The organism is Pseudomonas sp. Irchel s3a12 (assembly GCF_900187485.1).
GTDB classification, from domain to species: Bacteria; Pseudomonadota; Gammaproteobacteria; order Pseudomonadales; family Pseudomonadaceae; genus Aquipseudomonas; species Aquipseudomonas neuropathica.
In genome coordinates this window covers 259,137-285,113 of record NZ_FYDN01000007.1, presented here as the reverse complement: position 1 = coordinate 285,113, position 25,977 = coordinate 259,137, and the positions used below count along the sequence as shown (strand labels likewise).

Genomic DNA, 25,977 nt, shown 5'->3' with positions numbered 1-25,977 from the left:
AGAAGGATTTTTACGCCGCAAACCATGTGGGAGCGAGCTTGCTCGCGAAGAGGGCATACCAGTCAATATTGATGTCGACTGATACGACGCTTTCGCGAGCAGGCTCGCTCCCACAGGTTTTTTGCCCTGCGTTACTGCGAGGACTTTTGCTTCAGACGCTCAAGAATCGCATTGGCGCTGCCTTCGTTCGGCGTGATGCCGGCGTCGCGCAGTTTGCGTTCCAGATCGTTGCCGGTTGAAGCGTCGGCCAGTTCGTCCGCAGCGCTGAGTTCAGCCGCGCGTTGCTGCTGCTTGGCCTGCAGACGGTTCAACGTACCGACGGCGGTTTCCAGTTTGCCATTGGCACCGCCGCTGGCGATGGAGGCGCTGACCTGAGCTTTCTGCACGCTTTCACGGGCCTTGGCCATGTCCACTTGCTGGCGCAGGCTCTTGATCCGCGACTCGGCTTTGCTGATGTCTTTGCGCATGTTTTCGGCGTAGGTGCCGAATTCGTCGCTCTGCTTTTTCTCAACATCCAGCTCGTTGGTCAGGGTCGAAATCGCTTCGGCCACTTCCAGTGCCAGGTCTTCACGGCCGGCGTTCAGCGCCGAGACGGCTTTGGCTTCCAGATCCTTGATCTTGGCGTCGTACTCGCTTACGCGGTCGGCGGCCAGTTTGTGTTTGGCCATGATGGTGACCAGTTCGCGACGGGCGTTCGACAGCGCGCTGTCGGCATCGCGGATTTCCTGGTCGAGGATGCGCAGAGCCTGTTGGTCCGCGATCGCTTCGCCGACTTCATTGGCGCCGCCGCGCAGTGCGGTGAACAACTTGCTCCAGATGGACTGAGTCATTGGATATTCCCTGTTGATTACTTGAAGAAGTGTTCGAAGGCTTCGCTCGCGCGCTGCACGTTGTCGACCAGGGTTTTCACCTCAGTGACGACGTTGGTCAGGCTCGAGTCGGCGCTGAGGGCGCCAAACATGTTGTAAACGGTCTGCCCGTTCGGCATCGACTCGATCCCGATCGACGACAGCGGGAACATTTCCCGGCTGCGCAATACGGCGTCGTTGAAGGCCGCTACGTTCGAGATCGAATCGATGTCCACCAGCACGGTGTCGACGATGATCTGCTGGCCGGCCAGGGCGATGTGAATCGGCAGACCGCCGAATTCGTTCATTTCCAGCTTGATGCTGGGTTCGGAGCTCTGGATCAGCGACAGCGTGATCTCTTGCGAAGCCACCTCGTCCAGGGCCTTGAGGGCGTTGAAGAGGCTATCGATGGTCCAGTTGTTGCCTGCGCTCATGTAATTCTCCGACATGAAAGAGCCAGCCAGAATCGGTTGGCGTAGCTGTTGCTCCATTTGCTTGAGCAAGCTTCGGTTTTCGGGAAGCACCCAAGTTTCGTGTTTCACATAACCGGCAGCGGCCAGGCCCGCGCGCATCTGCTTCATGTAGAAGCTCGACGGTTTTTTCGCCGACGGTTTCGCGCGCTCCCCCTTGGGGCTCTCTGACTTCGCTAAAGGGGTACGGCTTTTCATGGCAATGGCTCGGTTATGAAAATCTCACGCGTGAGCCACACTACAACCAATTCAAAGTGCCATCAATGGCTCACGCGTGAGATTTTTATGACGGGTGTGAAAAGGCCCGCTGCAAGGCGGGCCTGGTGTTTTTGCAGAATATTGCTTAGGACTGGGCGGTGAGGAATTGGTCAGTGGACACCACACTGGCGTAGGCGAAACCCAGTGCCGACATGAAAGCGGCGTGGACGTGGGCCGCCGGCACTGTCAGACCATTGAACTCAAGATCGCGGCTGGCGCAGGCATTGTGAATCACGGTCACGCCATAACCCAGATCTGCCGCCGCACGGGTAATGCCGTCAATACACATGTGGCTCATGCTGCCGACCACCACCAGTTCCTTGATACCTTGTTCGTCGAGGATCGCTTGCAGTTCGGTTTCGCGGAACGAGTTGACGAAGTGCTTGAGTACCACCGGTTCATCGGCGCGGTTGAGCACCTTCGGGTGTAGCTTGGCGCCGTCCGATCCCGGGGTGAAAAACGGCGCGTCCGCTGAGGTGAACTCGTGGCGGATGTGGATGACCGGATTACCGGCCTCGCGGAAGGCGGCGATCAGCCGAGCGGCGTTGTCGGCGGCGGCATCAGCACCGGCCAGCGGCCACTTGCCTTGGGGGAAGTAGTCGTTCTGGATATCGACTACGATGAGCGCTTGCTTGGCCATGGGTGTGTCCTCGATGGATTGGCTGGAAGTGGCTGCAGTATTGGCGCTGGCCAGCGATTCGAGGATTGGCCACACCGACAATAGACAGGGGAAAACTGACAATGGGCGCAGAAAGTGCCGCCATCGCTGAATTGGGTGTGCTGATCTATCCAGGCGCGCAAATGGCGGCGGTGCATGGTCTGACCGATCTGTTTGCGGTGGCCAACCGGATTGCCGCCGAACATCAGGCCGCGCAGTTGCCTGTGCTGCGGGTCAGTCACTGGCAGGTCGAAGGTGAGCAGCCGCCAACGCGCACTTACGCCAGTCATGCGGGTGACGACAGGGCTTTGCTGGCGGTGCTGATTCCGCCATCGATCGCCGGGTTCTCGGCGGCGCAAGCGCCGGCCAGCCTGATGCAATGGTTACGGGATCAACATGCCCACGGTGCGACGCTGGGCGGGGTTTGCGTAGGCTCGCTGATGTTGGCTGAAAGCGGTCTGCTCGACGGCCGCAGCGCCACCACCCATTGGACCTCGGCCAAGGCCTTCGCCGAGCGTTACCCAAAGATCAAGCTCAAGGCTGATACCCCGATTGTCGACGACGGCGACTTGATCACCACGGCCGGATTGATGGCTTGGTCGGAACTCGGATTACGCCTGGTCGACAGGTTGCTTGGGCCGAGCATTGCCACCGGCACCGCGCGATTTCTGGTGATAGAGCACAGTGACAGCGCCAGTGAGTGCGGCAGTAATTTCGCGCCGATACTCGGGCATGGCGATGCGGCGATTCTCAAGGTTCAGCATTGGCTGCAAAGCACCGGCGCGACGGATGTTTCCTTGGCGGCGATGGCGGAGCGGGCGGGGTTGGAAGAACGTACCTTTCTGCGCCGGTTCCGCGCGGCAACCGGTTTGAAACCGACCGAGTACTGCCAGCATCTGCGGGTGGGCAAGGCACGGGAAATGCTCGAATTCAGTAATGGCACGATTGATCACATTGCGTGGACGGTGGGTTATCAGGATCCGGGTGCGTTTCGTGCGATCTTCAAGAAGATTACCGGGCTGGCGCCGAGTGATTATCGGGCGCGGTTTGGTGTGTCCCCAAACCCGAAGCCGACGAATATCTAATGTGGGAGCGAGCCTGCTCGCGATTGCGATTCGTCAATTAAGAACAGGTCGACTGACCCACTGCTATCGCGAGCAGGCTCACTCCTACAGGCGACCGTGTAAGGTTCGGGATCGTGCAATTTGCCGGGGTTTTGCGCGCGGTCGTGCAGATTGAAACAGGCGCGGTGCCAGTACGATTCCGGCAAGTTTCTGATTAGGCTAGGATTTTTGTGGAGCAGCCGTTGGCCTGATCTCTGCACCTCTCACCGCCACAGTCATCGAACCGATGGAAGGGGGACGCATGACCCCGACACCCAGCAGGAAAATCGTGGTTGCCCATTCGGTGCGCCCTGACGCGCCGCAGCACGAAGTGCAAACCAATAAAGCTCTGGCGCGTTGGCTGGCGCAGATTCTCGGATGCAAATTTGGCGGCAGTTACGATCCGGACAAACATCGCGGTCGTGACCTGTATCTGCTACCGACGCAAACCATCGTCGGTAATGCCAGCGCTCAGCAACTCGGCATCAAAGGTCCGGACGATTTGTGGGGTGGCTTTGTCGAGCACGATTTCATCTGCACCAAAGCCATTAGCCACGGCCTGCGCAGTCATCTGGCTCAGGCGCCGCAAGGCTGGTCGCCATTATTTTCCGAGCGAACGCGCAATGTGGTGCTCGACGGGCTCAGCGTGTTCTCGCTGGAGGATGCGCGGCCCGCTGCCGAGCATTTGCTGTACAACGGCCCGATTCGTTTGAAGCCGGTTCACGCCTGCGCCGGTCGGGGGCAGGAAGTGATCAAAAACCTCGACGCCTTCGACGAAATTCTTGCCCGGCCTGACATTGAAAAGCAGTTCAGCGAAGGCGTGGTGCTTGAGCAGGACCTGAGCGATGTCGTCACCCACAGCGTCGGCCAGTCATTCATCGGCGACAAAGTGTTGAGCTACTGCGGTGATCAATACTTGACCAACGATGCCCACGGTGAAGACGTGTACGGCGGCTCGAACCTGTTGGTCGTGCAGGGTGGGTATGACGAACTGCTGAAGCTCGACCTGCCCGACGATGTGCGTCTGGCCATTGAGCAGGCGCAGGTTTTCGACGCTGCCGCCAATGAAGCCTATCCGCGCTTCTATGCTTCGCGGCGCAACTACGACATCGCCCAAGGTCTGGACAGCAAGGGCAAAAACCGCAGCGGTGTGCTCGAACAATCGTGGCGCATGGGCGGTGCCAGCAGTGCTGAAGTCGCCGCGTTGCAAAGCTTCGTCAACGATCCGGGGATGCGCGCGATCCGTGTGTCTTCGGTAGAAACCTACATCGATCAGCCGTTGCCGGCGGATGCCATCGAGGTCTATCGCGGCCCGGCTGAGAACAGCGAATTTCTCCTCAAATACGTTACGGTCAAATCCTATGACGGCTAGAAGCGAAAGCATTCAAATCGACATTGATGATGAACAGATGAGCGGGACCTTTCTCAGTCCCAAATCGAAAGTGCCTGGCGTGTTGTTTGTCCACGGTTGGGGCGGTAGTCAGGAGCGTGATCTGGAGCGGGCCAAAGGCATCGCGGGTCTCGGGTGTGTGTGCCTGACTTTCGACTTGCGCGGACATACCGGCGGTACCGGGATTCCGCTGACCCGCGTTACCCGCGAAGACAATCTGCGTGATCTGCTCGCGGCGTATGACCGCTTGCTCGCGCATCCGGCGCTCGACACTTCGGCCATCGCCGTGGTCGGCACCAGTTATGGTGGGTATCTGGCGGCCATCCTTACCTCATTGCGTCCTGTACGCTGGCTGGCACTGCGCGTACCGGCGCTGTATCGCGATGAGCAATGGCACACACCCAAGCGCGATCTGGACAAGGCTGATCTGCGTGATTACCGCAGCACGCTGGTGCGGGCTGACACCAATCGGGCGCTGCATGCCTGTTCACAATTCACCGGGGATGTTTTGCTGGTGGAGTCGGAAACCGATGATTACGTGCCCCATGCGGCGATCATGAGTTACCGCGCGGCGTGTCAGCAGACCCATTCACTGACGCACCGGATTATCGATGGCGCCGATCATGCGTTGAGCGAACCGGTGTCGCAGCAGGCCTACACCTCGATTCTGGTGGACTGGATTACCGAGATGGTTGTGGGCGAGCGGTTGAGCATTATTCAATCAGCATGATTTTTTAGTGTTCTTTCTAACGCTATCGCGAGCAGGCTCACTCCTACATTTTGGAATGCGTTCACTTGTAGGAGTGAGCCTGCTCGCGATAGCGATTTCGAATTCAAAAACTAACTCAAGAGGGGTTTTTCTCGATCCGAAGCGCCTTGGCCTTGGCCTCAACCACCAGATACATCACCACCGTAATTAACAACGGCAACAGAAAATAAATCGCCCGATACGCCAGCAATCCCGCCACCAGACTGCCGCGTGAAGCCTCGTGTTGCAGCAGCGCCACAAACACTGCCTCCAACACCCCAAGCCCCGCCGGAATATGCGTGGTGACCCCGGCAATCGCACTGATCAACAGCACGCCCAGCACCAACGGATAATCGAGCTTGCTCGGCAGCAAAGTGAAAATCACCGCTGCCATCAGCGACCAGTTCAACGCGCCCAGCAGCAGTTGCAGGACCGCCATGCGCAACGACGGCAGATTGATTTCCACGCCGCGAATCGACCACTCACGGCGCTTGGAAAACTGGCACGCGGCGAGATAACCGGCACTGATCAGTAGCAACAGCACGCCGATGCCTTGCAGCGCACTGCTGCTGATTTTCCAGCCCGGCGGCATTGTCACCAGCCCACTGCTGAACACCACGCCGGCAATGGTCATGTAGCCGAACCAATTGGTCGCCAGGCTCAAACCGAGGATCTTCGCGATGTTGCTTTTGCTCACCCCAAGACGCGAATACAGCCGATAACGCATGGCGATGCCGCCAACCCAGGCGCTCAGGTTCAGGTTGAACGCATAGCTGATGATCCCCACCGGCAGGATCTGTTTCCAGGTCAGGTCCTGACGAATGTAAGTACGGCCGATCACATCAAAACTGGCGTACACGAGAAAACTCAGCAGTGTCAGGCTGGCGGCGATGATCAGTGTGCGCAGCTTGAAGTCGGCAAGGGTTTGCAGCACTTCGGCCCACTCGATGCGCGTGGCGAACAGCGTCAGCAAGACGATCAGTGCGAGGAAAAACAGCAGGCTCAACGGGCGTTTCCAGCGACTCCATTTCGAGTGCGTCGCTGGTGCCGAATGGCTGCTCGAATGCGCTTCGGAATGGCTCATGGCGTGTTTCCTCGAAATGGCTTGAGCCGTGGTTTGTGCGCCGGCAGCCAACCGGCCATCGCCGGAAAATGCCGCAAAAAGTGGAACACCAGAAAACCCACGGTCATGTGCCAGATTCGACCACGCGGGGACTTGCTCGGGTCCATGGCTTTGCAGTGGTTCTGGCTGAGGTCTTCGAGGCGCTCGAACAGATGCTGATTGAACGCGCGGTCGCGGATCAGCACGTTGGCTTCCAGGTTCAGGGAGAGGCTCAGCGGGTCGAGATTGCTTGAGCCGACGGTGCTCCATTCCTCGTCGACCAGCGCCACTTTGCCGTGCAGCGGGCGCTGGCAATATTCGTGGATCTGCACGCCGGCCTTGAGCAAGTAGTCGTAGGTCATGCGCGCCGCCAGTTTGGCCACCAGCATGTCCGGTTGCCCCTGCAGAATCAGGCGCACCTCGACGCCGCGCCGCGCCGCGTTACGGATCTCGCGCAGCAAACGATAGCCGGGAAAGAAGTAGGCGTTGGCAATCACCACGCGGCGTTTGGCGCGGCGCAGTACCTGTAAGTACACATCCTCGATATCGGTGTTGTGTTGATCGTTGTCACGGAACACCAGACGCACTTGGCCATCGAGATCGTTGAAGGCCATTTCCGCACGCCGCTGGCGCCGGCGTTGCCACCAGAACCGTGCACGTCCGGGACGACCGCTTTGCAGCAAGGCGAAATGATGGATGTCGGTGACCGCCGGGCCCTGAACTTCCACCGCATAATCCTGCTTGGCTTCGGGGCCGAAGTCGGCCAGGTGATCACCGGAAAAATTGATTCCGCCAACGAACGCAACCAGTCCGTCGACCACGACGATCTTGCGATGCAAACGGCGGAACCAGTTGGTGCGAATACCCAGGTGCTTCGGTGCTGGATCGAAAATCTGCAGGTGCACCCCGGCCTCGCTCAACGCCGTCAGATAACCGGTGGTCAATTCGCCACAGCCGAAACCGTCAAAGCTGACCGTGGTGCGAACGCCACGCTGTGCTGCGTCGATCAGAATCTCCTGCAGTTCGGCGCCGACCTTGTCTTCGAAAACGATAAAGGTCTCGAGGAGGATTTCACTCTTTGCCGCGCGCATCGCGGCGAACACCCGCGGGAAATATTCTTCGCCGTTTTCCAGCAACTCGACACGGTTGTTGCCCTGCCAGTGGTACTCGACATCGACCTGGCCGGGCTCGCGGGTCGGCGGGGTGATGGCGACCGGTTCCACGGCGGATTTCTCCAGCGGCGCGCTGTTCATAATTCGATCTCCACCGATAACGGGACGTGGTCGGAAAGGTGCGACCAAGGACGATTCGACAAAACTTTCGGTCGGCTCGCTTTAAGGTTGCGCACGTAGATGCGGTCGAGCCGCAGTGCTGGCAGGCGCGCGGGAAAGCTGCGCGCCGGTTTGCCCTGGTGCTCGGCGAATACTTCGCGCAGGCCGCAGGGTTTGAGCTGCGCATCGGCGCGCTGGCGCCAATCGTTGAAATCGCCCGCGACGATCACCGGTGCGTCGTCGGGCAACTCCGCCAGGCGTTGCATGAGCAAATCCAGTTGGGCGTTGCGATGACTTTCGCGCAGGCCCAGATGCACGCAGATCGCATGCACTTCGGTGCCGTCACCGGGCAGGCGCAGGACGCAATGGAGCAGGCCACGGTTCTCATGGCCGCTGATCGATACGTCGAGGTTGTCGTGGCGAATGATCTGGAATTTCGACAGCAGCGCGTTGCCGTGATCGCCCTCCGGGTACACCGCGTTGCGCCCATAGGCGAACTGCGGCCAGAGGCTGTCGGCGAGGAATTCGTATTGCGGCATCGTCGGCCAATTGTTGTAGCGCTTGGGGTGCTGTTCGTGGGTGCCATGGACTTCCTGCAGAAACACCACGTCGGCGGCGACGCTGCGCACCGCTTCGCGCAACTCCGGCAGGATGAAACGCCGGTTGAGGGCGGTGAAACCCTTGTGGGTATTGACCGTCAGCACGGTGAACGTGCGTACCGATGGCGCGACTACCGAACCTTCGTCTGTAAAACCGACCGGTTCTGGAATACTCATGCCAACACTCCTTCGCCAGCGGGTTCGCCGGGGGTGGTGACGAGGTCTTTATCCAGTTCGAAACGGTGCAGCAGATCACGGGCGTCGTACGGCGCGCGGACTTTGATGTCGTTGTCGAAATAGCAGAACACTTCGCGAGACTTGCGTGCGCGTGGCTTCAAGCGTGGTGCGATCAGATGAGCATCCTTTGGTTGCTCGCCGTGATGCCAAGCGTCAATGCGCTCGGCCCAGCGTTTGAGTGCCGGTGCTGTGTAGCCACTGGCGTACAGCTCTTCGGCACCGTGCAGGCGCAAGTAGACAAAGTCGCTGGTGAGGTCTTCGCGGTATGGCCATTTATCGGCAGTGTCGGCGATCACCAGTGCGGTGTTGTAGCGCTTCAATAGGCGCACAAAATCGGGATCAAGGAAGCTGTCGTTGCGGATTTCCACAGCGTGGCGCAGCGGTTTTCTACGCCAGGCTTTCATGCTCGCGTGACCGTGCAGATGAGCGTCGTGTTGCCGGGCGAGGGTGGCGGCGGCTTCGGTATCGTGGGGCAGTAGCGCGAGGAAATGTTCAAAGCGCTCAGGCTCGAATTTGAAGTTCGGCGGGAACTGCCAAAGGATCGGCCCGAGCTTTTCCTTGAGCTCCAGCACCCCCGAGGCGAAGAAATTGGCCAGAGGCTTTTCGATCTCGCGCAAGCGGCGGATGTGGGTGATGAAGCGCGGCGCCTTAACGCTGAAAACGAAGTCGTCCGGTGTTTCGGCGTACCACTGCGAATAGCGTTCGGGCCGTTGCAGGGCGTAGAACGATCCATTGATTTCGATGCTGTTGACCGCCCGCGAAGCGAACTGCAATTCGCGTTTCTGCGCCAGTCCCTTGGGGTAGAAGTCCCCGCGCCACGGTGCGTAGCGCCAGCCGGAAATACCGATGTGGATCGTTGCCATGCCGCCCTCCGTCGAAAGTCCTCGTGTTGCCGATATCTTTTGATGACTGCGGGCGGCTGGGGAAAGTTTCGATGGTGTTACGGACGGTCACGTCTAAAGCGAAGATCAAAAGCGCTCCCCCCTCACCCCAACCCTCTCCCCCAGAGGGGGCGAGGGGAAGGGAGCAGATCTTCAGGGTTTTCAGGGTTTGAGTTCGACTCCGGACTTGCAAGTCGGTGTACTTCTCGCAGGCAACTCGGTCAGCTCCCTCTCACGCTGGGAGAGGGCGAGGGGGAGGGGAGCTGATCTTCAGGGTTTTCAGGATTTGAGTTCGACTCAGGACTTTCAGGTCGATGTACTTTTCGCAGGCAACTCGGTCGGCTCCCTCTCCCTCTGGGAGAGGGCTGGGGTGAGGGTGCTCTTGAACTTGCTGTGCAATTACCGATCAGTTCCTTACAGGTTCAGCCAAGGGAGATCGGAGTTTTGATCAAGTTCAGGATCGCCATGCTGCTGGGAGCGCTGCTGTTTCTCGGCGCCAGTGAAATCGACGCCGCCGCGTTGCCGGGCATCCCGGCCGCCGCCGAAGAGGCGGAAAAACCTGAACCGATTGTGCAGGGCGGTCTGCTCGGTGCAATCAGTTCGAGCATCGACGACGTCCAGGACAAGCTCGATCTCAACGAACACCTGGTCGACGCCTGGCGCCTGCGCGCCGATCGCGCCGCTGATGAAGTCGATAAACTGGTCAACCAATCCTCGAACCGCTCGGGCTGGAGCGTCGCCGGGGACTTCCTCACGCTGTCGGGCGTCTGGCTAGGCAGTTTCGCGTTGTTGACCGTGCTCGGCAGTTTGATGGCCAAGCGTCTGCGTGAGGGCCGCTGGTTGCGCACCCGCCAGCGCAGTCAGGATCTGATTGGTTACTTGCTGCCGTACACCGTGCCGGCGCTGATCTGCCTGCCGCTGACGCTGTACGTCAGCCATTTTCTGCAAGCTTCGGTCGGCCGCGCGCTGGCGCTGTGTCTGGCCTACGCCACCAGCAGCGGCATCTTTTCCACCTCGATGTTGTTGTGCGTGGTGGTGATGTTCAACGTCGGTCATAAACGTCCGGCGGCGCTGATCATCCGCAACTACTGTCCACGACCGCTGTTCCTGATCGGCTTCCTCGCGGCCCTCAGCGATGCGCTGACCAGCCCGCAGATCGCCCGACAACTGGGCGGTAACATCACCAGCAGTATCGCGGTGTTCACCGGGCTGATCGCCTCGATAATTTTTGGTTTGCTGGTGATTCGCCTGCGTCGTCCGGTGGCGCATCTGATCCGCAATCGTTCACTGAGTCAGCGGCTGAAACAACCCTCGTTGCAGGAGTCGCTGCGGATTTTCTCGGGGCTGTGGTATTGGCCAATCGTGTTGATGGTGCTGGTCTCGGCGGTCAATCTGATCGGCATCGGCGAGGACAATCAGAAGGCCCTGCGTTGCGCGTTGTTCACCACGGTTTTGTTAATCGGCACGGTATTCCTCAGCACGATTCTGCAGCACTTGTTCAAGTCACGAAAAGCCGAAGCGATCCAGCGCAGCAGCGCCTACAAGGAACGTTTTCTCAGCCTGTTGCACGCCTTGCTGCGGATCGTCATCGCTATCGCATTCATCGATATCCTCGGGCGGATCTGGGGCGTGTCGCTGCTCGATTTTGCCCAGAGCAGCACGGTCGGCCGGGCCATCAGCAACGCGCTGAGCAGCATCGGTCTGATCTTCCTGGTGACGTGGTTACTGTGGGTGGTACTCGACACGGCGATTCAGGAAGCGCTGAAACCGCCGCTCAGCAAACGCGCGGCGCGCCAGCCAAGTACACGGGTGAAAACCATCCTGCCGCTGCTGCGCAACGCGATCAAAATCATCCTCGTGGTGATCTGCGCAATCACCACTATGGCCAATCTGGGGATCAACGTTGCGCCACTGCTGGCCGGTGCCGGGGTGGTCGGGCTGGCCATCGGGTTCGGTTCGCAGCAACTGGTGCAGGACGTGATTACCGGATTGTTCATCATCATCGAAGACACACTGTCGATTGGCGATTGGGTGGTGCTTGATTCCGGGCATGCCGGCACCGTCGAAGGGCTGACCATCCGCACTCTGCGTCTGCGCGACGGCAAGGGCTTTGTGCACTCGGTGCCGTTCGGCCAGATCAAAGCGGTGACCAATCAATCGCGGCAGTTTGCCTTTGCGTTTTTCTCGGTGCAGTTCACTTACGACACGGATGTGGATAAAGCCATCGAGCTGATTCGCGAGACCGGTGACTCGATCCGCGAAGACCCGTTCCTAAAGTACAACCTGCAAGGGCCGCTGGATGTGTTTGGTGTCGACAAGATGGATTTGAACGGCGTGGTGCTGACGGCGCAGTTCCGCACGGTATCCGGTGGGCAGTATGCGGTGAGCCGGGCGTTCAACCAGCGTTTGAAGAAGCTTGTGGATAACAGCCCGCTGGTGCATTTCGCGCAGACTTATCCACAGCAGGTTTTGTTGCCGAATCGGCAGCAGGAGGGTGAGGTCGTGGCGAGCGAGGTGCCACAGGAATCGCGGACTTAACGGGTAAATTTTTGGTGGGAATGCCAGCGCTATCGCGAGCAGGCTCACTCCTACAGGGGAACGCATTCCAAATGTAGGAGTGAGCCTGCTCGCGATGGCGCCAGACCCGCCAACCTCAATGCCGGATCAGCTTGCCGCGCACCTGCTCCATGCCGATCTGATCCAGCTCCAGCCAGAACTGCTGCTTGCCGGCAATCTCCGCCGCCGCCGGCAAACCATCGCGATAGACCAACCGATTACTCACCAGTGCTGGCACTTTCACCCCCGGCAACAACGTCCCGGCCAGATTCAGCGGGTCCACCCCGCACACCGCGACCAGACTACCGTCATGCGGCCGCCGCCGTACTTCGCGCAATAATGGAATCGCCTCAGGCAAGGCAAACTGCTCCCCCGCCAGACCACTGACAAACCGTCCACCGCGAATCTCGCCGCGCGCTTCCAGTCGATGAAACGTGCGCAGCAATTCGCGCCAACTCGGCAACCAGTCCGCCTCGCGCTCCAGCAAGCGCCAGAACACCACGCCATAGCGGCGCAACAACGTCATCGCGACATGTTCCAGCGTCTCGCTGTTATCCACAGCCGCCCCGCGCCGCAGCAAGGCCCAGCGCCCGGCATCATCCATCCCACCGATAAACGCCCCGCGCCCACGCCGACTGCTGCGCTGCTGGCGCTTGCTCGCCGGGGTGATCAGCGCGCGTAGGCCGGCGAAGCTGTCGGCGTTCACCAGGCCGGCGCCGACCAGTTCCTGCAAGGCGATTTCCAGCTCGGTGCGCAACAGGTGCGCTTCATGAATCAGCTCATCGAAAAATAGCGCGCCGTGCTGGCTCAAGGCTTCAAAAACCTTCTGGGTTTTCGGCGAAAGTTCGCTCACCGGCGTCTGTTCGGCCAGCGCACTCCACAGGCCGACCTGACTGCGCGGCAGCAGCACGATAGGCGTGCTGCGCAACGCCGTACCGCTGATTTTTTGCCGGGCACTGAGGCGCGTCCACACCAGTTTGCCGTTGCGGCACAGCTCATCCAGCCAACTTGGCGAATAGTCTTTTAATCGCGCCGGGAGGATATCGCTGTCCCACGCCGAAGCCGCCGCCGCGTAGCCTTCGAACTGGCCGATAATCGCCGGCAACACGGCTCTACCCTGACCGCGAGTAGAAGGCGAGAGATGCTGCCAGTCGAACAGAAACCGCATGAAATCCTGCAGAGCTACCGGTTCGATTTCCCGGCGCAGGCGCTTGACCGTGTAGCGATGAATGCGCGCGAGCAGATGCCGTTCGCACCATTCTTCTACTTCCAATCCCGGCGTGAATTGGCCGCGCAGCACGTAACCTTCGCGCTCCAGTTGGGCGAGGGCTTGATGGACTTCAGTGGCCTGCAACGCGAGCGGTTCGGCAATCGCGGATAATGGCAGCGGTCCGAAGGCACCGAGGCGCGCGCGGATCACTTCGACCAGCGCTTCATCGAACGTCCACGCCTCATCGAATCCCGGCAACGCCTCCAGTTCGGCTTGCAATTTGGCCTGTGGATAAAGCGCTTGCAGACACGTCAGGCGTTCGCGGGCCAGCCACAAGCCATGCTCGGCATCGATCTGTAGACGGCAGGCGCGACCACTGCTGGCCAGATTTTCCAGCCATGCACGCCAGCCTTCGTTCGTTTGCACTTCCTCATCGCTGATGCACGCCAGGCTCATCAGCGCCTCATGCATTTCATCCACAGCGTTCGGCGTCGGCCAGGCTTCTGCGCGCACAGCGTTTATGGCGTCCGCATCCAGCGCGCCGAGATCATCGGTCGATTGCGGATCGCTCCAGCGCCGGTTGATCACCGCTTGGGTGCGACGTTCTTCCAGCGGTGCATCGTCGAGAAAGGTGTACGGCCGCGCACTGAGAATTTCTGCGGCGAGCGGCGAGGGCGCCGGCAAGTCGCGGCTGATCAAGCGCACGTCGCCACGCTCCATGCGCCGCAGCAAATTCAACCAGCCTTCGCTGTCCATCGCTTCATGCAGGCAATCGTCGAGGGTTTGCTCGATCAGTGGATGCTCGGGAATTTCCCGTTCGCCGGCGAGGTTTTCCAGACAGGCGATTTGGTCGGGAAATATGCTGGCGATCAGGTCTTCGCTTTTCATCCGCTGCAACTGTGGCGCGACTTTGCGCCCGCCGGTAAAACGCGGCAATGCCAGTGCCACCCCGGCATTCCAGCGCCAGCGCACGCCGAACAGCGGCGCATCGAGTACGGCTTGAATAAGGATGTGCTCGGCGCTGTTGCTGTGCAGGTAACGCCAGACGTCATCGAGTTCAAAGCTGTGGCTGGTGGACAGCGACAGGACGATCGCGTCTTCGCTGGCTGCGGCCTGCAATTCGAAGTTGAAGGTGCGGCAGAAGCGCTTGCGCAGGGCCAGGCCCCAGGCGCGGTTGATGCGACTGCCGAACGGTGAGTGGATGATCAATTGCGTGCCGCCGGACTCGTCGAAAAAACGCTCCATCAGCAGCGTGTCTTGCGAGGGCAGGGCGCCGAGGGTTTGGCGGGCGCGGGCCAGGTATTCGACCAGTTGCTCGGCGCTGGCGAGGTTGAGGCCGAGGGTCTGAGTCAGCCAGTCGAGTGCCGGTTGCAGATTGCCGGGGCTGTCGCTGAGCAGTTCATCGAGCTGTGCTTGCAGACGTGCGACAGCCGATGACAATTCATCGCTGCGCCCCGGCGCTTCGCCGAGCCAGAACGGAATGGTCGGCGGCTGGCCGTGGGCATCCTCAACGCGGACCTTGCCGGTTTCCACGCGCAGGATGCGATAGGAGGTGTTGCCGAGCTGGAACACGTCGCCGGCAATACTTTCCACTGCGAAGTCTTCGTTGACGCTGCCGATGTTCAGGCCTTGCGGCTCGAGCATGACGCTGTAGTCGGCGTTATCGGGAATGGTGCCGCCGCTGGTCACGGCGGTCAGTTGTGAACCGCGACGGCCACGCAAGGTGCGGCTGACGGCGTCGCGGTGCAGGTAGGCGCTGCGGATGCCCTGGCGACCGTTGTAGCCTTCGGCGAGCATGCTCAGCAGGGCCTGATAGTGTCTTTCGTCGAGATCGCGGTAGGGCGAGGCGCGGCGGAACATCGCCAGCAAGGCGTCCTCCGGCCATTCCTGACAACTGACTTCGGCGATGATCTGCTGCGCTAAAACATCCAGCGGCGCGACCGGGATGTGCAGGGTGTCGAGTTCGCCTCGGCGCACGCAGTCGAGCAGGGCGGTGCATTCGATCAAGTCGTCGCGGGTGGTGGCGAACAATCGACCCTTGGGTGTGCCGCCCACCTGGTGCCCGGAGCGGCCAACACGTTGCAGAAAACCGGCGATAGAGCGCGGTGAGGCAATCTGGCAGACCAGATCGACTTCGCCGATATCGATGCCCAGTTCCAGCGAGGCGGTAGCGATCAATACCTGCAGTTCGCCGCGCTTGAGTCGTTGTTCGGCGTCCAGGCGAAACTCCTTCGCCAGACTGCCGTGATGCGCGGCTACGGCGTGTTTGCCCAGGCGTTCGCTGAGGTGCCGGCTCAGGCGTTCGGCCAGGCGCCGGGTGTTGACGAAAATCAGCGTGGTGCGGTGCACGCGCGCAAGTTCTGCGAGCCGGTCGTAGACCCGTTCCCAGACATCATTGGCCATGACGGCCGACAAGGGCACTGGCGGCACCTCAATACCCAGATCCCGTGGCCGGGCGTGGCCAATGTCAATAATTTCGCAGGGACGGTCGTGGCCGACGAGAAATTGCGCCACGGCTTCCACCGGTTTCTGCGTGGCGGACAGGCCTACGCGGGTCAGCGGTTCGCTGCATAACGCCTGCAGTCGCTCAAGGCTCAGGGCCAGATGACTGCCGCGTTTGCCGGCGGCCATCGCGTGGATTTCATCGATGATCACCGTGCGCGTGGTGCCGAGCATTTTTCGTCCCGATTCCGAACCGAGCAGCACGTAGAGCGATTCCGGGGTGGTCACCAGAATGTGCGGCGCGGTCTTGCGCATGGCCGCGCGTTCTTTTTGCGGGGTGTCGCCAGTGCGCACGGCGGTGGTGATTGCCAGCCCAGGCAGATTCATCTGCCGCAGGTGTTCGGTGATCCCCGCCAATGGGTTTTGCAGGTTGATGCGAATGTCGTTGGAAAGCGCCTTCAGTGGCGAGACGTAGACCACCAGGGTTTCGTCGGGCAGGCCGTCGGGATCTTCCAGGCCTCGGTGGACGAGGTCGTCGAGCACGGCCAGAAACGCAGTGAGGGTTTTGCCGGAGCCGGTGGGCGCGGCGATCAGCGTCGAACGGCGCTGGCGGATCAACGGCCATGCGCGGGCCTGGGCGGCGGTGACCGTCGCGAATGTGTTGCTGAACCAGGCACTGACGGCGGGGTGAAAGCCTGCCAGGGCCGCGTCCGTGGGGATGGGCAGATTCATGGCTTAAGTTATGCGGGCGCGGGTGTGAAGATGCAAGTACCGTTCGGGCCTCATCGCGAGCAGGCTCACTCCTACAGGGGAATGCATTTCAATTGTAGGAGTGAGCCTGCTCGCGATGGCGCCAGTCGAAGCGCTACAAATATCCGGGATGTACACTTTACGGATGACGGTTGCGCACTAAACCCGCAAAATGCAACGATTCCGGCAATTATCGACGACGGTTTCACAAGAACCGTCGCTAAAGCCATCGTTCCAATCAGACTGGGCCTGCTGACTCTATGCGAATGCGCCTTATGTTACTGGGCGGCGGAAATGCCCTTGGGCAGGCGCTGATTCGCCTCGGTGCAGAGGAAGACATCGGTTTCCTCGCCCCCCGCCCGCCCGAAAACGGCTGGGATGCCGCGAGCCTGACCCAATTGCTCGACGACACCCGTCCCGATGCATTGATCAACCTCGCCTACTATTTCGACTGGTTCCAGGCCGAAACCGTCAGCGAAAGCCGCATGGCCGGGCAGGAACGTGCGATCGAGCGTCTGGCCGAACTGTGCCAGCACCACAACATCGTCCTCGTGCAGCCCTCCAGTTATCGGGTGTTCGATGGTTCGCGGGCCACGGCGTACAGCGAAAAAGACGAACCGGTACCATTGGGCCTGCGCGGTCAGGCGTTGTGGCGAATTGAACAAAGTGTGCGCGCCACTTGCCCGCAACACGTTTTGCTACGATTTGGCTGGTTGCTCGACGACAGCCCGGAGGGCACCCTCGGGCGCTTCCTCGCTCGTGCCGAGCAGCCAGAAGAATTGCTCCTGGCCGATGATCGCCGGGGTAACCCGACGCCGGTCGATGACGCCGCACGGGTGATTATTTCCGTGCTCAAGCAACTCGATTGCGCCGCGCCACTGTGGGGCACTTACCACTACGCCGGCCACGAAGCGACCACACCGCTGGCGCTGGGTCAGGCGATTCTGACCGAAGCGCGCAGCCTGCACGCCCTAGCGATCGAAGCACCAACCGCCCAGGCTCACGCCGCGCGACCGGACGCTGCCGAAGAGCCGCAACACGCGGTGCTGGCCTGCAAGAAAATTCTGCACACTTTCGGGATTAAACCGCGCGCCTGGCGCGCCGCACTCCCGGGCTTACTGGATAGGTTCTACCGTCATGGCTGAAGGGACTGTTTTAATCACCGGCGGAGCCGGCTTCATTGGCTCGCACCTGACCGACGCCTTGCTTGCCAAGGGGCATTCGGTGCGCATTCTCGACGATCTGTCGACCGGCAAGCGCAGCAACCTGCCGCTGGATAATCCGCAGGTTGAGCTGATTGTCGGCGATGTCGCCGATGCGACGCTGGTGGCCAGAGCCATGCAAGGCTGCAGCGCAGTCGCTCACCTGGCGGCCGTGGCGTCGGTGCAGGCCTCGGTGGACGATCCGGTGAAAACTCACCAGAGCAACTTCATCGGCACGCTGAATGTCTGCGAAGCCATGCGTCTGGCCGGGGTCAAGCGCGTGTTGTACGCCTCCAGCGCGGCGGTGTACGGCAACAACGGTGAGGGTGAGTCGATAGATGAAGACACGCCCAAAGCGCCGCTGACGCCTTACGCCTCGGACAAACTGGCGGGCGAACATTATTTCGATTTCTATCGCCGCCAGCATGGCCTGGAGCCGGTGATTTTTCGCTTCTTCAACATCTTCGGCCCGCGCCAGGATCCGTCCTCGCCGTACTCCGGGGTGATCAGCATCTTCAGCGAACGCGCGCAGAAAGGTCTGCCGATTACTGTTTTCGGTGATGGTGAGCAGACGCGTGATTTCCTCTATGTCGAAGATTTGGTCGATCTGCTGGTGCAGGGGATCGAAAAGCCTGAGGTGGACGTCGGCCCGGTGAACGTCGGCTGGAATCAGGCGATGAGCCTTAAGCAGATGCTTGAGGCCCTGCAAGCGGTGGTCGGTGAATTGCCGCCCATCAGTTATGGGCCGGCGCGTTCCGGCGACATTCGGCATTCGCGGGCGAACAATGCTCGCTTGCTGGAGCGCTTCAAGCTGCCGCAGCAGACGCCGATGAGTGTGGGTTTGGCGCGGTTGCTCGGTCGCTCCTGAAAAGCCCCTCACCCTAGCCCTCTCCCAGAGGGAGAGGGGACTGACCGAGGTGTTTGGACGAGATACATCGACCTGAAATATCGAGTCGAACTCGGATTTGAAAAGCACACAAATCGGCTCCCTCTCCCCCTCTCCCTGAGGGAGAGGGCTGGGGTGAGGGGGGAGATCCAACTCACGCCACAGGTTTCCAGCGGACATGAAAAAGGCGCCCTTTGACAGGCGCCTTTTTCACGGCCGGAATATGTCGCTACTCCTGTGGCAAGGGGATGTTATCCCCCGATCAACTGCATACGGTCGCCGTCAGTTCTATGCCTGCTCGCCACCAAGCCTCATTCACCACCACGTGAACGTTCGAAACTCGACTTAGAACTTATAGCCCAAGCCAACCATGTAGATGAACGGATCGACATCGACGTTGACCCGTGCGCGAGTGCCCGGCGCAACGGCGTTGTTCTCGACGGTGGCGCGAGTATCGATGTCGATGTAACGCACTTGGGCGTTGAGCATGATGTTGTCGGTCAGCATGTAGTCTGCGCCGACCTGCCAGGCCAGACCCCAGGAGTTTTTCGCCTTGAAGTTGCTGAAACCGTTGGCGCTGGCTTCGCTGCCGACGTGTTCGTCATAGATCCAGGTGTAGTTGATACCGCCACCGACATACGGCTGGAACGGCGACTTCGAATCCAGCGGGTAGTAGACGACGCTGAGGGTCGGCGGCAGGTGTTTCAGGGTGCCGAGCTTGCCGTTGGCCGCTGGCAGGGCAGTACCCTTGAGTTTGACGTCATGCTCGAACGGCGTGGCCGCGAGCAACTCGAGGCCGACGTGATCGGTAAGCATGTAAGCGAAGTTCAGACCCAATTGAGTGTCGCTGCTCATGGTCGCCTTGCCGCCCAGATTGGTGCCGCTCAGCGGACCCTGATCAACCTTGACGCTGGAGCTGTCGGCTTTCGGGTTGACGGTGATCGCACCGGCGCGGATGAGGATGTCACCGGCTTCGTGGGCGTGGGCGAGCGGGGCTGCGAGCGCAAGGGCAAACAGCGAGGCGCTGAGCAAGGACTTGTTCATGGGGGCTCCGAAAGGACGTTAGAAATGTCTGATGTCCTATGGTACGAAGCCAACTGATACGGTCTTTTGACTCAGCTCAATGAAACAGTGAAGGGGCGGGTTTCTGTGGAACCTTTGAGGGCCCCATCGCTGGCAAGCCAGCTCCCACAGGTTTTGTTGTTGATCACAAAATTTGTGAGCGACTCAATCACTGTGGGAGCTGGCTTGCCAGCGATGGGGCCCTTGCAAACAGCACAAAACTACCGGGATTCACTCCGGCAGTTCATACACATAAATCTTGTCGGCATCCATCTGATACCCGGCATCCGCCAGTTCGCTGCTCGACGCCTTGACCTGCAACGGTCCCTCCACCCAATACGGCTGATACAGCTCATCAAGCTTCACGCCCAACTCGCTTTTCACATGCACAATCTGGTTCGACGGCGGGGGCGGCACGTGGATGCAGGCGCCGAAATACGGCACCAGCAAAAAGTCCGTGGTGCGTCCTTCTTCATTGACTTCCAGCGGCACGATATAACCCGGCAAACGAATGTTCTGACCGTCGAGGGACTTCACCACCGGCGCGTTCGGCAGGTCCTGCTTGGCCGCTGGCGCGGACTCGGCGGACAGCGCATCACTCATCTTCGACATGTCGTGCAGCGGGGTCATGTTCGGCACTTCCGGCGCGGCGTCCGGCGGAATCATTTCCGACCACGTCAGGTCTTTCGGCGCCGCTGCCCACACGGGCAGGGCGATCAGCAACAGCAGCGCGAGTACAGCGCGGGGCATGGTGAACATCCTCATAAACGGATCGACAGGCCATCGGCCAAGGATTGGCGATAAGCGCGCCAGGCCGGCACGCTGCCCATCAGCAGCGCGGCTGCCAGAATGCCACCGAGCAGCGTCCATTCATACTCGCTCGGCCACGCCAGCGGCAGGTACAGACCGTAATTGGCCTGCACGTAACCCTGGGCGGCGGCGATGCCGATGTACAACAATGCCACGCCGGCAATCACCCCGGTCAGCGCCAGAGCAAACGCTTCCAGCACCAGCAGACTCGCGATGTGCCACGGTCGCGCCCCGACCGAACGCAGAATCGCCATCTCGCGGCGCCGTTCGTTGAGGCTGGTGAGAATCGCCGTGAGCATGCCGATCAACCCGGTCAACACCACAAACAACGAGACCACGAACAGCGCTTTTTCAGCGGTGCTCATCAGGCTCCACAACTCCTGCAAGGCTACACCCGGCAGAATCGCCAGCATCGGTTCGCCACGGAATTCGTTGATCTCGCGTTGCAGGGCGAAGGTGGAAATCTTGCTGTTGAGGCCGAGCATGAATGCGGTGATCGCTTGCGGCGTCAGGTCCATGTTGCGTGCCTGATCGGCGGTTATTCGGCCATTACCTCGCGCCGGCACGCCGTTGTGCCAGTCGATATGAATCGCCTCCATGCCGCCGAGGCTGATGTGCAGCGTGCGATCGACCGGGGTGCCGGTGCGCTTGAGAATGCCGACCACAGTGAACGGTTTGTCGTCGTGCTTGACCAGACTGATCGCGGCCACGCCGTGGGCCAGCACCAGTTTGTCACCGAGCTTGTAATGCAGCGCATCGGCCACTTCCGCACCGAGCACCACTTCAAAAGGATCGCTGGCAAACGCACGACCGTCCGCCAGTTGCAGATGCTGCTGGCGACCGTACTGGTAATGCTCGAAGTAGGCTTCGGTAGTGCCCATCACTCGGTAGCCACGATGGGAGTCGCCGAGGGACATCGGGATCGCCCACTTCACTTTCGGGTTGCTGGCGAAGTGTTCGAAGCTGTCCCAGCGGATGTTGTTGGTGGCGTTGCCGATGCGGAACACCGAGTACAGCAACAGGTTCACCGAGCCGGAACGGGCACCAACGATGAGGTCGGTGCCGCTGATAGTACTGGCGAAACTGGCTTTGGCCTCGGTGCGCACCCGCTCAACGGCGAGCAACAGACACACCGAGAGGGCGATGGCAAAAGCCGTGAGCAAAGCGGTGAAGCGGCGGTTGGCCAGGCTGGCCATGGCCAGACGAAACAGATACATCTCAGACCTCGGCAGACGTGGCGGCGCGATTGAGTTCGGCCAGGGACAGGTGACGGTCGAACAGCGGCGCCAGGCTCTGGTCGTGGCTGACGAACAGCAGACTCGATCCGGCCTCGCGGCATTCGGCGAACAGCAGGCGGATGAAGTTTTCCCGGGCGTCGTAATCCAGCGCCGAGGTCGGTTCGTCGGCGATCACCAGCTCAGGCTGACCGATCAAGGCACGCGCGGCAGCGACCCGCTGCTGTTGGCCGATCGACAGCGAATCGGCGCGACGGCTGAGGATGCTTTCATCCTTTAAACCGAGGTGGGCGAGCAGGGTGGCGGCGGCTTGATCGACGCTGCCGTGGCGCTGTTTCGCCCGTTGCGCGCGCAGCTTGGAAAAGTGACACGGCAGCTCGACGTTTTCGCGTACCGAGAGAAACGGCAGCAGGTTGAATTGCTGGAAGATGTAGCCGGTGTGGTCGACACGGAAGGTATCGCGAGCGCCGGCGGAGAGTTCGGTGAGTTCCTGGCCGAGCAGGCGAATGCTGCCGCGACCGGGCTTCTGCACGCCACCGAGCAGGCCGAGCAGGGTGGTCTTGCCGCTGCCGCTGGGGCCTTTGAGGAACAGGGTTTCGCCGGCTTCCAGACGAAACCCCGGAATGTCCAGCAGCGGCGGATGACCGGGCCAGTTGAAGCCCAGGTCGGACAGTTCGATGAGTGCTTGGGTCATGGCACCAGTTTCATGGTTGTACACGGACCCCTGTATGAGCTGCCGGAGGCTGCGATCTTTTGATCTTGGTTTTTTACAATCAAAAGATCGCAGCCTCGTTTCACTCGACAGCTCCTACAGGGGATTTTCGGTGTTATCAGAATTTCAGCGAGGCAGCCTTGGCCGTCACTTCGGTACCTTGCTGGCCGCTGGCGCTGATCAGTTGTACCTGAATTTTCTGCGTCGCCGGGAAGGTATTGAAGACATTAGCCAGATCCAGCGTCTTCAACGCACCCGGTGTGGCGCAGTTGAATTGGTAATGCGCGTGGATTTCGCTGTGGTCGTGGTGATGCTCGTGACCATCCTTGTCCGCTTCATCGTCGTCATGGTCATCGGCATCCGGCTTGTCGCCGAACAACGGGCTTTCCAGTTCCTGACTGACCACTTTGCAACCGGCAGCAGTGGGCAGGCTGAACAGGGTCAGCGGCTTTTCCAGTTGCGCACGGGCTGCAGCGACTTTGGCCTTGTCGGCGTCCGTGGTCGCAACGTGTTCGAAACCAACGAGGTTCATCGCCGGGCTTTCCAGCTCAAGCTCCAGGGTCTGGCCATCGAGTGCAGCATTCAGGCGACCAACGCCATGTTCATGCGCGCCGAGGCTGCCGTGTTCATGGTCGTGATCGTGGTCATGCTCATCGGCAGCATGGGCGATGGCCAGCGGCAACAGGGCAAACGGCAAAGCGAGCAGCAGACGACGCATGGCGGTCTCCGGGAAGTAAAGTGAAGAGTTTGTTATGTAATCTTATAACGAAAGTGCGCAGAGTTTGCCCGTGCGCTTGGCGTTGCACAAGTCCCGTGGGAGCATGCACGTCAGAAAAGTGCGGGAGCGAACTCAATGTTGCGGATACGCGGAACCGTCGGCGATGTGCCGGTGGACTTGACGGTGGAACTGGATGACGGCGACTGGGCGAAGCTCGGTTCGGCACTGAATGGGCAGGCGCCGGTAGCTCAATCTGAGGCGGTCGCGTCCGCCCCGGCGGCGAAACCGCTGAATCAGGACGATGCCTTGTGGCAACTGGCCAAGGATCTGTTGCGCAAGGCCGGGCAGCTCAGCGGGCCGGATCTGCTTGATCAACTGGAAGGGCTGACCGGCAGCGCGGCGTTGGGCAAACGCTTGCTGGTGCGCCTGCGCCACAGTGCGGACGTGAAAGTGGTGAGCGGCGGGGATACGCCGCTCTACAGCTGGATCGAGTGAACCGCAAAAGATCGCAGCCAGCGGCATCTCCTACAAGGGTGTAGACGATCCCAATGTAGGAGCTGCCGCAGACTGCGATCTTTTGATCTTAATAAAGTGCAGCAAACATCTTGCGGCGGTACATCGTCACCAACGGATGATCATTGCCCAGCAGCTCGAACACTTGCAGTAAGGTCTTGTGCGGCAGACCTTCGCCATAGTTGCGGTTGCGGACGAACAGCTTGAGCAAAGCATCCAGCGCCGCTTCGTACTGCTGACGCGCCAGTTGCTGGATCGCCAGTTGATACGCCGCCTCATCGTCCTGCGGATCTTTCGCCAGGCGCGCTTTCAGATCGGCGGCATCCGGCAGATCACGCGCCAGGCCAAGGAATTTGATCTGTGCCTTGGCTCCGGCCAGTGCAGCCTTGTGCTCATCACTCTTGACCGCATCCAGCACGGTTTGCGCTTCATCCAGTTCGCCGCGCTCAGTCAGGCAACGCGCGTAGAGGATCAGTGCCTTGGCGTTTGTGTTGTCCTCAGTGAGCATCACCACCAGTGCCGCTTCGGCATCGGCGTAACGGCCGTCATCGAACAACGCTTGAGCCTGCTCGAACGGATCGGCTTCGGCCGGTGGCGGCATCTGCACATGCGGCTCAAGCAGGGCGCGCACGGCGGATTCCGGTTGTGCACCGGCAAAACCGTCGACCGGTTGGCCGTCCTTGAACAGCACCACGGTCGGCAGGCTGCGAATACCGAAGCGGGCGACGATGTCCTGCTCGATGTCGCAGTTGACCTTGGCCAGCAGCAATTCGCCCTGATAGCTCTCGGCAATGCCTTGCAGCATCGGCATCAGCGCCTTGCATGGCGCACACCATTCGGCCCAGAAATCCACCAGCACCGGTTTGTTGAAGGAAGCCTCGATCACCGACTGGTCGAAATCGGCCGTCGTGGCGTCGAAGATGTATGGCGTTTGCTGACTCATGGGGGATCTCGTCAAAGCGTTAATGAACGCACTATAAGCGGTGGCGCAAAAGATCGCAGCCTTCGGCAGCTCCTACAGGTTCAGCGTCCGCCCGCAATATAGACGACAAAGCCGATCACTGTAGGAGCTGCCGAAGGCTGCGATCTTTTAACGATTCCAATCACGCCGCGCGTGGTACAGGCTGACATGCCGAAATTCCTCAGGCTCCGCCAGATCCGGCAACGTCATCGCCTCAAGCATTTCAATCCGCTGATACAACGGATGGCGAAAATCCCGAACCCGCGAATCCGCCACCAGCGCCTCGCGGCCACGGCTCAAAAACGCATCGAGCAACGGCAGATTGGCCCGGTCATACAACACATCCGCCACCAGAATCAGATCAAACCGATCCGCCTCGGCAAAGAAATCCGTCGAGTAATTCATCCCTACGCCATTCAGCGTGGCATTCGCCCGACACGCGGAAATCGCCAGCGGATCCAGATCGCACGCCACGACTTCCAACGCGCCGGCCTTCACCGCCGCAATCCCGGCAATCCCGGAACCTGCGCCGAAATCCAGCACACGCTTGCCGCGCACCCACTCGGGAAATTCCGTCAGATAACGCGCCACCGCCAGACCGCTGGCCCAGCAGAAACCCCAATACGGTGGCTCATGCAAAATTCGCTGAATTTCTTCCTGGCTGAATTGGCGATCCATGTTGTCGCCATCGATCAGCCATAGCTGCAAATCAGTGTCCGGCAACGCACAGACCTTGAGTCTGGCGTCGCCGAGCAATTCACCTAACGCCTGTTGCAGGTCGAGCGGTGCATTCATGGTGCTTTGACAAATTGCAGTTGGCCCAGCGCCTGGGAGGTCGGCTGGCTGATGGTTTGCGACGGCAGATGCAGAATCAACTGACCGGACTGGCTGGCGCGGCCACGCAACTCAACCCGCGCACCGGCCGGGAACGCGTCCGGGTTGAAGCGCAGGCGGAACGGCAGGATCTGGTTGTTGCCGATCAGGCTGGAACTGGCGAGCAATTGTTGCGGGCGATCCTTTTCGTCGATCACCAGCAGCGCCAGTTCGACTTCGGCGCCGGCCGGCACGCCTTGCAGGGTGCCGCTCAATTCCCGTTGATAAGCCGGCAGCGGGCCAAGTTCGGCAGCCTCTTTGGCTTTTTTCTGCGCTTGCTGCGGGGCAGGTCCCGGTGTTGGCGGCTGGGGCTTGGGTGCATCGCTGCCACAGGCCACCAGCAGGCTGAAAAGACTGAGCAAAACGAGCGGACGTAACGGCATTGGATGCTCCAGCAAAATGAAATCCATGGATCAAACGATCATGTCGTTCTGTATACCGCAAAGCCTATGGCTTGTCTTGCCACCGGGATGCGCTACCAT

23 protein-coding genes are annotated in these 25,977 nt (G+C 60.3%); 7 read left to right on the top strand and 16 right to left on the bottom strand.

All coding sequences use genetic code 11. The features are described 5' to 3' along the window. Positions 1 to 131: 131 nt before the first annotated feature. The 3 genes from CKW14_RS14380 to CKW14_RS14370 all read right to left on the bottom strand — a co-directional run bounded on the left by CKW14_RS14380 (position 132) and on the right by CKW14_RS14370 (position 2,216). A complete protein-coding gene (locus CKW14_RS14380; protein ID WP_016983574.1) occupies positions 132 to 830 on the bottom strand; it encodes a PspA/IM30 family protein in 699 nt (232 codons plus the stop codon). A gap of 17 nt (positions 831 to 847) precedes the next feature. Further along, positions 848 to 1,516: a YjfI family protein gene (locus CKW14_RS14375; protein ID WP_095048832.1), complete on the bottom strand. Its 669-nt coding sequence runs from the start codon at positions 1,514 to 1,516 to the stop codon at positions 848 to 850. Positions 1,517 to 1,661: 145 nt separating this feature from the next. Further along, on the bottom strand, positions 1,662 to 2,216 hold the full coding sequence (locus CKW14_RS14370; RefSeq protein WP_095125527.1) for a cysteine hydrolase family protein: 555 nt from the start codon (positions 2,214 to 2,216) through the stop codon (positions 1,662 to 1,664). A 101-nt stretch (positions 2,217 to 2,317) separates the two neighbouring features. Between CKW14_RS14370 and CKW14_RS14365 the strand changes: the two genes are divergently transcribed. The 3 genes from CKW14_RS14365 (at position 2,318) to CKW14_RS14355 (ending at position 5,457) form a co-directional block, all read left to right on the top strand. Continuing rightward, positions 2,318 to 3,319, top strand: coding sequence for a GlxA family transcriptional regulator (locus CKW14_RS14365; RefSeq protein ID WP_095048830.1), 1,002 nt, complete (start codon positions 2,318 to 2,320; stop codon positions 3,317 to 3,319). A gap of 280 nt (positions 3,320 to 3,599) precedes the next feature. Further along, positions 3,600 to 4,709, top strand: a complete 1,110-nt coding sequence (locus CKW14_RS14360) for a DUF3182 family protein (protein ID WP_095048829.1) — start codon at positions 3,600 to 3,602, stop codon at positions 4,707 to 4,709. Next, entirely contained in the window at positions 4,699 to 5,457 is a 759-nt protein-coding gene (locus CKW14_RS14355; RefSeq protein ID WP_093434434.1) for a S9 family peptidase, read from the top strand. Before CKW14_RS14360 ends, CKW14_RS14355 begins: the two co-directional genes overlap by 11 nt. A 115-nt stretch (positions 5,458 to 5,572) precedes the next feature. Here CKW14_RS14355 and CKW14_RS14350 read toward each other — a convergent pair whose 3' ends face one another. From CKW14_RS14350 to CKW14_RS14335, 4 genes are read right to left on the bottom strand one after another with little or no spacing between them, the layout of a single operon-like run. Beyond that, positions 5,573 to 6,559: a lysylphosphatidylglycerol synthase domain-containing protein gene (locus CKW14_RS14350; RefSeq protein WP_095125526.1), complete on the bottom strand. Its 987-nt coding sequence runs from the start codon at positions 6,557 to 6,559 to the stop codon at positions 5,573 to 5,575. Beyond that, positions 6,556 to 7,830 (bottom strand): cardiolipin synthase ClsB, encoded by a 1,275-nt coding sequence (gene clsB / locus CKW14_RS14345; protein ID WP_095125525.1) that lies wholly within the window; start codon positions 7,828 to 7,830, stop codon positions 6,556 to 6,558. Before clsB ends, CKW14_RS14350 begins: the two co-directional genes overlap by 4 nt. After that, entirely contained in the window at positions 7,827 to 8,624 is a 798-nt protein-coding gene (locus tag CKW14_RS14340) for an endonuclease/exonuclease/phosphatase family protein (protein WP_095125524.1), read from the bottom strand. The genes clsB and CKW14_RS14340 overlap by 4 nt, the downstream gene beginning before the upstream one ends. Next, positions 8,621 to 9,547 (bottom strand): DUF72 domain-containing protein, encoded by a 927-nt coding sequence (locus CKW14_RS14335; RefSeq protein WP_095125523.1) that lies wholly within the window; start codon positions 9,545 to 9,547, stop codon positions 8,621 to 8,623. The genes CKW14_RS14340 and CKW14_RS14335 overlap by 4 nt, the downstream gene beginning before the upstream one ends. 462 nt (positions 9,548 to 10,009) lie before the next feature. Between CKW14_RS14335 and CKW14_RS14330 the strand changes: the two genes are divergently transcribed. Continuing rightward, a complete protein-coding gene (locus CKW14_RS14330) occupies positions 10,010 to 12,103 on the top strand; it encodes a mechanosensitive ion channel family protein (protein WP_095125522.1) in 2,094 nt (697 codons plus the stop codon). Positions 12,104 to 12,218: 115 nt separating this feature from the next. Here CKW14_RS14330 and CKW14_RS14325 read toward each other — a convergent pair whose 3' ends face one another. Further along, positions 12,219 to 16,505, bottom strand: a complete 4,287-nt coding sequence (locus CKW14_RS14325; protein WP_095125521.1) for a DEAD/DEAH box helicase — start codon at positions 16,503 to 16,505, stop codon at positions 12,219 to 12,221. 278 nt (positions 16,506 to 16,783) lie between these two features. On the opposite strand from CKW14_RS14325, the gene CKW14_RS14320 reads away from it, so the two are divergent. Then, positions 16,784 to 17,668, top strand: coding sequence for a sugar nucleotide-binding protein (locus tag CKW14_RS14320; protein WP_095048822.1), 885 nt, complete (start codon positions 16,784 to 16,786; stop codon positions 17,666 to 17,668). Beyond that, the gene (locus CKW14_RS14315) at positions 17,661 to 18,593 is read left to right on the top strand and encodes an NAD-dependent epimerase/dehydratase family protein (RefSeq protein ID WP_095125520.1); all 933 of its coding nucleotides are present in this window, start codon (positions 17,661 to 17,663) and stop codon (positions 18,591 to 18,593) included. The genes CKW14_RS14320 and CKW14_RS14315 overlap by 8 nt, the downstream gene beginning before the upstream one ends. A 363-nt stretch (positions 18,594 to 18,956) precedes the next feature. On the opposite strand, the gene CKW14_RS14310 is transcribed toward CKW14_RS14315, so the two are convergent. The 5 genes from CKW14_RS14310 to CKW14_RS14290 form a co-directional block, all read right to left on the bottom strand. After that, positions 18,957 to 19,655, bottom strand: coding sequence for an OmpW family protein (locus CKW14_RS14310; protein WP_007910962.1), 699 nt, complete (start codon positions 19,653 to 19,655; stop codon positions 18,957 to 18,959). Between the two features lie 249 nt (positions 19,656 to 19,904). Further along, a complete protein-coding gene (locus CKW14_RS14305; protein WP_095125531.1) occupies positions 19,905 to 20,423 on the bottom strand; it encodes a DUF3299 domain-containing protein in 519 nt (172 codons plus the stop codon). Positions 20,424 to 20,434: 11 nt separating this feature from the next. After that, positions 20,435 to 21,700, bottom strand: coding sequence for an ABC transporter permease (locus CKW14_RS14300; RefSeq protein WP_095125519.1), 1,266 nt, complete (start codon positions 21,698 to 21,700; stop codon positions 20,435 to 20,437). A 1-nt stretch (position 21,701) separates the two neighbouring features. Then, positions 21,702 to 22,412, bottom strand: coding sequence for an ABC transporter ATP-binding protein (locus CKW14_RS14295; RefSeq protein ID WP_095125518.1), 711 nt, complete (start codon positions 22,410 to 22,412; stop codon positions 21,702 to 21,704). Positions 22,413 to 22,548: 136 nt separating this feature from the next. Further along, positions 22,549 to 23,148, bottom strand: coding sequence for a DUF2796 domain-containing protein (locus tag CKW14_RS14290; RefSeq protein WP_095125517.1), 600 nt, complete (start codon positions 23,146 to 23,148; stop codon positions 22,549 to 22,551). A gap of 135 nt (positions 23,149 to 23,283) precedes the next feature. On the opposite strand from CKW14_RS14290, the gene CKW14_RS14285 reads away from it, so the two are divergent. After that, positions 23,284 to 23,643 (top strand): hypothetical protein, encoded by a 360-nt coding sequence (locus CKW14_RS14285; protein WP_095048817.1) that lies wholly within the window; start codon positions 23,284 to 23,286, stop codon positions 23,641 to 23,643. 88 nt (positions 23,644 to 23,731) lie between these two features. Here the strand turns inward: CKW14_RS14285 and trxA are convergent, their stop codons facing one another. The 3 genes from trxA to CKW14_RS14270 all read right to left on the bottom strand — a co-directional run bounded on the left by trxA (position 23,732) and on the right by CKW14_RS14270 (position 25,878). Then, entirely contained in the window at positions 23,732 to 24,604 is an 873-nt protein-coding gene (trxA, locus tag CKW14_RS14280) for a thioredoxin (protein WP_095125516.1), read from the bottom strand. 147 nt (positions 24,605 to 24,751) lie between these two features. After that, positions 24,752 to 25,417, bottom strand: coding sequence for a methyltransferase (locus tag CKW14_RS14275; RefSeq protein ID WP_095125515.1), 666 nt, complete (start codon positions 25,415 to 25,417; stop codon positions 24,752 to 24,754). Beyond that, positions 25,414 to 25,878, bottom strand: coding sequence for a YbaY family lipoprotein (locus tag CKW14_RS14270; protein ID WP_095048847.1), 465 nt, complete (start codon positions 25,876 to 25,878; stop codon positions 25,414 to 25,416). Before CKW14_RS14270 ends, CKW14_RS14275 begins: the two co-directional genes overlap by 4 nt. Positions 25,879 to 25,977: the final 99 nt, after the last annotated feature.